The organism is Streptomyces alkaliterrae, assembly GCF_007097205.2.
GTDB classification, from domain to species: Bacteria; Actinomycetota; Actinomycetes; order Streptomycetales; family Streptomycetaceae; genus Streptomyces; species Streptomyces alkaliterrae.
Genome location: NZ_VJYK02000293.1, coordinates 1 through 6,906 on the forward strand (window position 1 = coordinate 1; position 6,906 = coordinate 6,906).

Consider the following 6,906-nt stretch of genomic DNA (forward strand, 5'->3'; position numbering starts at 1 on the left):
CTCCACCTCGGGGGCGGCGGGGGACTCGGTGTCCGGGGCCGGGACCCGGTTCGGGAGCTTCCAGGCGACCGCGACCGCCACCAGGGAGATCAGCGCCGCCACGACAAAGGCCAGCTTCATCCCGCTCACCTGCGCGGGCACGGCCTCCACGCCGTCGGCGACCAGCCGGCCGCTGCGCGCGGACATCACCGTCACCACAAGCGCCGTGCCGAGTGCCGCGGAGACCTGCTGGAGCGTGCCGAGCATCGAGCTGCCGTGCGAGTACAGGTGCGGCGGAAGCCCGCCCATGCCGAGCGTGAAGCACGGCGTGAAGGTCGCGGCGAGGCTGACCATCAGCAGCGTGTGCAGCGCGAGGACCAGCCAGAACGGCATCGTCGTGGAGATCTGCGTGAAGCCGCCGAGGGCGACCGTCATGCCGATGGCGCCGGGCAGCACGAGCGGGCGGCTGCCGAACCGGTCGAACGCCTTCCCGATCGTCGGGCCCAGCAGGCCCATGACCAGGCCGCCCGGCATGACCAGCAGTCCGGTCTGCAACGGGCTCAGCCCGCGCAGGTTCTGGAGGTACAGCGGCAGCAGGATCATCGAGCCGAGCATCGCCAGGAAGCCGACCGACATCAGGACCAGGGAGAGGGTGTAGGTGCGGTGCCGGAGCGTGCGCAGGTCCATCAGCGGCGCGCCGTCGCGCTGCAGCCGGAGCTGGCGGAAGACAAAAAGCGCGATGGTCGCGAGGCCCGCGAGCGTGACGCCGACGCCGGTGCCGACCCCGCCGTGGCCCTCGCCGAAGAGGCTCAGGCCGTACACCAGGCCGCCGAAGCCGAGCGCCGCCACACCGACGCTGAGCCAGTCGATGGAACTCACCTTCGGCTCGCTGATGTTCTCCAGCTGACGCAGCCCGAAGAGGGTCACCAGCCCCGCGATGGGCAGCACGACGAGGAACAGCAGCCGCCAGGAGCCGAGTTGGAGGATCAGCCCGGAGACCGCCGGACCGAGCGCGGGCGCCACGGAGATCGCCAGCGTGACGTTGCCCATCACCCGCCCGCGGTCGTGCTGGGGGACCACCACCATCAACGTGGTCATCAGCAGGGGCATCATCACCGCCGTACCGGCGGCCTGCACGACCCGCCCCAGCAGCAGCACCTCGAACGACGGCGCGACCGCGCTCAGCGCGGTGCCCGCGAGGAAGACGCCCATGGCTATCGCGTAGGCCTGGCGTGTGGTGACCCGTTGCAGGAACCAGCCCGTGACGGGGATCACCGCGGCCATCGTCAGCATGAACGCGGTGGACACCCACTGCGCGGACTGCTCCGTGACGCCGAGCGAGTCCATCAGCCGCGGGATGGCGTTGACCATGATGGTCTCGTTCAGGATCACCACGAACGTGGCCAGCACCAGCAGCCGGACCACCGCCGGCGTGCGGCCCGCTGGTGGGGCCGGTCGTTCTCGGGACGCAGTGGTCATGCAGCACCTCGCTGGGGTTCCTGGTCGCAGCCGCCGCACAGCCGGGGGCCGGCGGGCGCGGACATGGGGCGGTAACGCGGTAACACTGTCTGAAGACCGGCCCGCCTGGTAGAAGTCATCGGTCGCCCCGAGTGTTCCTCATCCCGGTGTGAATTCGTACGAGTTTTCTCCCGGTCGCCGAGCGTGACGGCCGCCGCCGCGGCGGTCTCCCGGCCGGACGCCATGATGAGGTCGGCCCTGGTACCCCATCGGAGCGGAGGACGATGTGCATCACCTGCGGATCGACGAGCCGGCGGACGCCGCGGCGCTTCGCGAACGACTGCGGCACGTCTTCTGGCTCGGCGGCGGGAGCGGCGCGGGCAAGTCCACGGTCGCCCGCCGACTCGCCGAGCGCCACGGCATGTCCCGCTACGCGACCGACGACGTGATGGGCGACCACGCGGCGCGCACCACCCCGGAAGAGGCTCCGCGGCTTCACGACTTCCTCGCCATGGACATGGACGAGCGGTGGCTGAACCGGACGCCGCGGGACATGCTCGACACGTTCCACTGGTTCCAGGGCGAGGGCTTCGCCCTGATCGTCGAGGACCTCCTCCGCCTGCCGCCGGAGCGGGCTGTCATCGCGGAGGGTTTCCGGCTGCTGCCGCGTCTTGTCAGCCCGCTGCTCGCCGACCCGGCCCACGCCGTCTGGCTGCTTCCCACGCCGGAGTTCCGCCGGTCCGCGATCCGGAGCCGGTCGCTACCGGAGGACGGGTTCGTCCGGAGGACCAGCGACCCCGCGAAGGCCCGCCGCAACCTCGCCGAACGCGACCGGATGTTCACCCGTCACCTCGAGGACGAGGCCGACCGCCTCCGACTCCGCACCCTCCACGTCGACACCACGCTGTCGGAGGACGCCCTCACCGAGCGCGTGAGCACCGCCTTCCGACTCTGACACCCGAGCACCACGAGCGACGACCGGACGTGAGAGCCCCCGTGCGCGGGGGAGCAAGGAGCTGTGCGCGTACGGTCAACCCGCGGCGCGCGGGCCGCGGGCAGGATGGCGAGCGTAGGAACTCAACTCCCGCGTACCAAGCCGCGACAGACGGGATCTTGCTGTGCGTGCAAAACCGATCGTGCTCACGCTCGCCCTCGCCGCGCTGGCCACCGCCGGCCTCACCGGCACCGCGAACGCCGACGACCACCAGTGGACCTACGGTGGCTACCGGTGCGAGACGGCCAGCTGGCCGAGCCCCAACGGGGGCCGGGACGGCCGCGTCACCCTGCGGAGCACCAAGGACTCCACCAAGTTCGCGCGGATCACCATGAACAACACCTCGGCCGGACAGGACTGGTGGGTCATCAACAAGACCGACCTGCTCCTCGTCCGCTTCTCCGGGAAGTTCTTCAAGGACAGGAGGCAGCACGGCAGCGAGTACCGCCGTGCGGCCGAGCCCGGTGAGTCATGGCGCGGCCGCACGACCATTCCGAAGGGCTGGACCACCCAGCTCGTCGCCGCCACGGACGCCGGCGCGATCGGCGCCTGCACCCTCAACACCGCCCGGACCTGACGTCCCGGCCACGGCGTTCCACCCGTCCATGACCGCCCAGAAGCATCCCCAGGGGGAAACCATGCGTACGAAGCGAACGAGAAGGACACTGTCCGCGGCAGGCGTCGCGGCGATCGGCCTCGGCCTGACCCTGGCCGCCGGTCCCGCCGCCCAGGCTTCCGGCCCCGCCACACAGGCCGCGAGCTGCCAGGACACGTACAAGGGGACCGTCGAGAGTTCCGCCGTCAAGGCCACCGTGTGGGTCAAGAAGTGCAGCGACGGCAAGAAGAGCGCGTGGGGCACGCTCTGGGACAAGAAGGCCGACAGCCGCTCCGCGTACCTGAGCCTCGACACCCACGGCTACGGCGTCATCAGCTTCAGGAACAGCAAGGGCTCGGGCACGAGCATCCCGTACAGCACTCCGCTGCCCTCGGAGACGCGGAAGCTCACCGCCATGGTCAGGGCGTGCAACACGTGGACCTGCGGAGACTCGGCAAGCCGCACGTACTACGTCTGACCGCCGCTCCGCGGACCTGTAACGGCCCCACCCGACGAACAACCCCCAGGTCTACCGACCTGGGGGTTGTCGGCCTACTTGAGGTAGCCGAGAGTGGTCATCATGCCGGACTCCGCGTGGTAGACGTTGTGGCAGTGGACCATCCACAGCCCGGGGTTGTCGGCGTCGAAGTCGACGTCGACGGTCTGCCGGGGCAGGACGATCGCCGTGTCCTTGCGCGGGCCTCCCTCGCCCAGCGCGAAGGTGTGGCCGTGCAGGTGCATGGGGTGCCACATCGTCGTGTTGTTGACGAAGGACAGCCGCACGCGCTCACCGGAACGGACCGGGTACCGCTGCGCCGGGTCGTACTTCTTGCCGTTGACGGACCAGTCGTACTTGGCCATGGAACCGGTGAGGCTGAGCTTGACGGTGCGGTCGGGCTTGCCCGGCTTCAGACGGACCGAGCCGTCGGACTTCAACTGCCGGGCCTGCAGCAGCCTTCCGTCCAACTCCTTCGGCCGTACGGACGGCTTGGGCGCGGCGCCGCCGCCGGTGCGCAGGACGGCCATCGCCGACCGCTTCTTGCCCTCGGCCAGCGCGGTGAGGGGGAAGGCGCCGTCCCCGGCCGTGACCAGGACGTCGTAGCGCTCGCCCATGCCGAGCAGCAGGGCGTCCGTCTCCGCGTGCTCGACGGGGAAGCCGTCGGTGTGGGTGACGGTCATCCGGTGGCCGCCGAGCGCCACGCGGAAGGCCGTGTCGCCGCCGGCGTTGACGAAGCGGATCCGGACGCGGTCGCCGGGCTTCGCGCGGAAGGTCTGCGGATCGTCGGCGGTGCGGCCGTTGACCAGGTAGTACGGGTAGGCGACGTCACCGGCGTCGCCACCGAGCAGCTCGCTTGTGGCTCCCATCATCATCCGGGAGGGGCCGGACGGCTCGGGGGAGGGGGAGTTCCCGGTGGTCATCGACATCCGCGGCATGGAGTGGCCGCCGTGGTCCATGTCGCCGTGGTCCATGTCGCCCATGCCCTTGCGGAACTCGGCGAGCACCATGTCCGGCGTGCTTCCGTCGACGCCGTCGAGCCAGTCGTCGAGGACGACGACCCACTCCTTGTCGTACTTCAGCGGCTCCCTGGGGTCCTCGATGATGAGCGGGGCGTAGAGCCCGCGGTCGAGTTGGACGCCGGAGTGCGGATGGAACCAGTGCGTGCCGGGGTGGGCCACGGCGAAGCGGTACTCGAAGGAGGCGCCGGCCCTGATCGGTTGCTGGGTCAGGCCGGGTGTGCCGTCCATGTCGTTGCGCAGGGCCAGCCCGTGCCAGTGGATGGAGGTGGACTGCGGCAGGTTGTTGGCGAGAGTGAGGGCGAGGGTGTCGCCCGCGGTGACGCGGACCTCCTTGCCGGGGACCTCGTCGTCGTAGGCCCAGGTCCGGACCGTACGGCCGCCCAGGTCCAGGCGGGCCGGGGTGGCGGTGAGCTTCACCTTCCGGACGGGGCCGGGGCGCCGCTTCGCCTCGGCGGCGGCGACCTCCCTGCCGTCGGGCGAGACGTAGCCCTCGGGGCCGGCCGGGGGCTTCGCGGCGTGGCCGGAGTGGTCCGTGCCGGAGCTCGAGCAGGCGGCGAGCAGTCCGCCGCCGGCGACGGCGAGCCCGGTGCCGAGCACGGCGCGGCGGGTGGATGTGCGCATGATGGAGTGCACCTCGTATCGGTGTTGACGCATGGGGGAGTTGGCGCGATCCGCCGCTCCGCGGGAGTTCCGTGGAGCGGCCGGGCGGGCTCCTATATGCGCAGCACCGACAACCGGGCTATGAGTGCTCCGCGCCGCGGGGGCGGGTTGGGCCGCAGGGCGTGCGGCAGGCGGGTCGGCGCGGCGGCCCGCTCGTGCCCCGACCGGTGAACGAGAACCCGGCCGAGCAGCAGGGTGAGGACTCCCGCACCGAGCACGGCCAGGCAGACGGAGATCGGGTCCATCCCGCCGAGGGGCGCCGGGTGGTCCGCGCGCTGATTCACCCGATCGGGTCGCCGCTTGTCGGCCGCCGTGTCGGCGGCGTGCTGGTGCGGGTCCCAGGCCGAGGCGGTGAGGAGGGCGGTGCCGGACGCGTGGGACGCGTGGTGCTCGGCGGGGTGGCCGAGGCTGTGCATCGTGACGATGCCCAGGAGCAGCGCGACGAACAGCAGAACTCGACCGCACCAGGCGGTGGTTCGCCGCTGCCAGGCCACCCCGACACCTCCCACACTGTCGACCGACTGCCCCGATGGTACCGGCGGGGGGGTACCCGCTCACTGCCGCAGGGCCGCGACGGAGGCGAGGAACGACGGCCTTCCGTCCGCCGTCCGGAAGGTCGGCGGTGGCCGCCGCCGATGTGCCGCTACGATAACGACATGGTCACGGCCCAGCCGGTCTTCAGCGCGCTGCGGATCCGCCCCCACCGGGCGCGTCCGGGGCAACTGCTGTGGCTGGCCGCGCTGTTGCTCGGCCTGTTGTACATGCACGGCGTGAGCGCGGAAGGCGCGGCCGGCCACGCCTCGCCGCTGGCCGCGTCCGCCACCGCCGCGCAGGGGAACCCCGGTGCCGGCGGGCGCACCACGTCCGCGGAGCACGCTGTCGAGGGCAGCGCCCCCGACGGGCACGACGGCGGCCATGAGGACGCGCATCCGAGCCAGGCGTGCGTGTCCGTCCCGCCCGAGCACGGCGGGGACGTGCCGGCTCCCTGCCTCGCTCCGCTGGACGCGGTGGCCGCCCCCCAGGCGCATCCCGCGCTCCAAAGGCCCGGCCCCGCCCACGCCGTTCCTGCGTCGCCTCCGCTGTCGGGTACCTCCGCCGTCCTCCGGATCTAGCTCCGGGCGTCGTTCGCGCGTCTCGTTCCGGTGCGGCCGCCGCCCGGTGCCGCCTCCCCACCGCGTCCGCTCGCTCCGCGCGGCACAACCGAGGCACGGCCCGGCGTCCGCCTGCCATCCGTCCGATTCCAGACCGCGCGGCCACGCGCCGGTTCCTCGACACGTGCCGGGGAGCCTCGACGAACGGCCGCAGCACGGAGGACTCGTGCCACCCCCGCAGCGTCTGATCAACTGCCTTCTCGGCCTCGCCCTGGTGGCTCTCCTCGGGTGCGCCGCCGGCGCCTACGGTGCCGACGTGCCTCGGATGCCGTGGCCGGCCGCGGCCGGCCAACCGGAGCAGCGCGCCGGGGTGACGGACGCCGCCGCGCCCGCGAAGCGCGACGGCCACGTCTGCACACGGCAACCGGTTGTCGTCCGGCCGCGGTGGAGAGGTCTAGATGCGCCAGCAGCAGACGGCGGCGAGTCTGGATCTGCCGCTGGAAGGGCCCTGTTCGGGCAGCTCTCGGGCAGGCTGCGGCCGCCGCGTGTCGGGCGTGGCACCGTCGGGCACCGGGGACGGCGCGGGGTTGAGTGTCCGTCCGGTGTACCCG

7 protein-coding genes are annotated in these 6,906 nt (G+C 72.0%); 4 read left to right on the forward strand and 3 right to left on the reverse strand.

Annotated elements, in window-relative coordinates; all coding sequences use genetic code 11:
- The coding region (locus FNX44_RS21695) for an MDR family MFS transporter (RefSeq protein ID WP_143650379.1) at positions 1-1,458 on the reverse strand (1,458 nt) is incomplete at its 3' end.
- 265 nt (positions 1,459-1,723) lie between these two features.
- Between FNX44_RS21695 and FNX44_RS21700 the strand changes: the two genes are divergently transcribed.
- From FNX44_RS21700 to FNX44_RS21710, 3 genes are all read left to right on the forward strand, one after another.
- A complete protein-coding gene (locus FNX44_RS21700; RefSeq protein ID WP_143650381.1) occupies positions 1,724-2,392 on the forward strand; it encodes an AAA family ATPase in 669 nt (222 codons plus the stop codon).
- 163 nt (positions 2,393-2,555) lie between these two features.
- Positions 2,556-3,008, forward strand: coding sequence for a hypothetical protein (locus FNX44_RS21705; RefSeq protein ID WP_143650383.1), 453 nt, complete (start codon positions 2,556-2,558; stop codon positions 3,006-3,008).
- Between the two features lie 61 nt (positions 3,009-3,069).
- Positions 3,070-3,504 carry a hypothetical protein gene (locus tag FNX44_RS21710; protein WP_143650385.1) on the forward strand — a complete coding sequence of 145 codons (435 nt, stop codon included), beginning with the start codon at positions 3,070-3,072 and terminating at the stop codon, positions 3,502-3,504.
- A gap of 74 nt (positions 3,505-3,578) precedes the next feature.
- Here the strand turns inward: FNX44_RS21710 and FNX44_RS21715 are convergent, their stop codons facing one another.
- Together FNX44_RS21715 and FNX44_RS21720 are read right to left on the reverse strand one after the other, a co-directional pair.
- Positions 3,579-5,165: a multicopper oxidase family protein gene (locus FNX44_RS21715; protein WP_143650388.1), complete on the reverse strand. Its 1,587-nt coding sequence runs from the start codon at positions 5,163-5,165 to the stop codon at positions 3,579-3,581.
- Between the two features lie 92 nt (positions 5,166-5,257).
- Entirely contained in the window at positions 5,258-5,698 is a 441-nt protein-coding gene (locus FNX44_RS21720) for a DUF6153 family protein (protein ID WP_143650389.1), read from the reverse strand.
- A gap of 162 nt (positions 5,699-5,860) precedes the next feature.
- On the opposite strand from FNX44_RS21720, the gene FNX44_RS21725 reads away from it, so the two are divergent.
- Positions 5,861-6,316, forward strand: a complete 456-nt coding sequence (locus FNX44_RS21725; protein WP_143650391.1) for a DUF6153 family protein — start codon at positions 5,861-5,863, stop codon at positions 6,314-6,316.
- Positions 6,317-6,906 lie beyond the last annotated feature (590 nt).